Below are 1,219 nucleotides of genomic sequence, written 5' to 3'. Positions count from 1 at the left end.
TCTGAACCAAGCTTACGCTGAACTTCCATTGAGATTTCAGGCGTCAGCTCTACTTTAGAACCATTGATAGGGGACTTGAATGTTACACCCTTCTCGCTGATCTTACGCATATCTCCGAGGCTAAAAACCTGAAAACCTCCAGAATCAGTCAGAATTGGTTTATCCCATTGGATAAAGTCATGCAAAGTACCATGTTTCTCAACAATGTCGGTGCCCGGTCTTAGCATTAGATGAAAAGTATTTCCGAGAATAATATCCGCGCCAATCTCTTCGATATCCTTAGGTAGCATGCCTTTTACCGTACCGTAAGTGCCAACCGGCATAAACGCAGGGGTCTGTATTTTCCCACGTGGAAAGTCAATTTCTCCACGTCGAGCCAAGCCATCTGTCTGGCTGACCTTAAAGGACATACAACAATTCGATTCACTCAATGTATTACTCCGAAATATTCCCGCTAGAGGGATTTAGAAACATCGCATCACCATAACTGAAAAAGCGATACTTATTTGCAACAGCCTGCTCATAAGCATTTAAGATATTTGCCTGGCCTGAAAATGCAGATACCAACATTAATAGGGTCGATTTCGGCAAATGAAAGTTAGTAATCAGTGCATCGACACTTTTAAACTCATAACCTGGGAAAATAAATATCTCAGTATCACCGGTAAAAGCCTTAAGCTCGCCTGACTGGCTGGCAGATTCAAGACTACGAACACTAGTTGTGCCGACGCAAATAACACGACCACCTTTTCGACGAGTCGCAGTCACTTTATCAACCACGTCTTGAGTCACTTCAATCCATTCCGAATGCATTTCGTGGTCTTTAATATCGTCAACCTTTACTGGCTGGAAGGTTCCAGCACCAACATGCAAGGTAACAAAAGCTGTATCAACGCCTTTTGCTTTAAGCCTTTCAATAAGCTCATCATCAAAGTGCAAGCCTGCCGTAGGCGCTGCTGCCGCGCCTGGCTTATCGGCATAGACAGTTTGATAACGATCCTGATCCATATCCTCATCACCACGCTCAATATACGGAGGTAAAGGAATGTGGCCGTACTTTTCAAGCAGATCAAAAACCTCTAAAGACTCGGTCTCAAGAATAAACAGTGCATTCTGTCGCCCCTTCATTTCGATTACTTGCGTGCTACCATCGTCGGTATCAACAAGAATCTTGCTACCTTCTTTAGGGGAACGGCTAGACCTGACATGCGCTAAAAAC

At 44.1% G+C, this 1,219-nt stretch carries 2 protein-coding genes; both read right to left on the bottom strand.

Annotated features, from left to right (window positions below):
• Positions 1-410 (bottom strand): tRNA guanosine(34) transglycosylase Tgt (locus tag A3756_RS25600; RefSeq protein WP_156490774.1); only part of this gene is annotated, 410 nt, incomplete at its 3' end.
• A gap of 25 nt (positions 411-435) precedes the next feature.
• Positions 436-1,219 (bottom strand): tRNA preQ1(34) S-adenosylmethionine ribosyltransferase-isomerase QueA (gene queA, locus A3756_RS25595; RefSeq protein ID WP_068555027.1); only part of this gene is annotated, 784 nt, incomplete at its 5' end.

The sequence above is a fragment of the Oleiphilus sp. HI0086 genome (assembly GCF_001635225.1).
The sequence above is the reverse complement of the archived record's forward strand: the minus strand, read 5'-3'. Positions and strand labels throughout refer to the sequence as shown.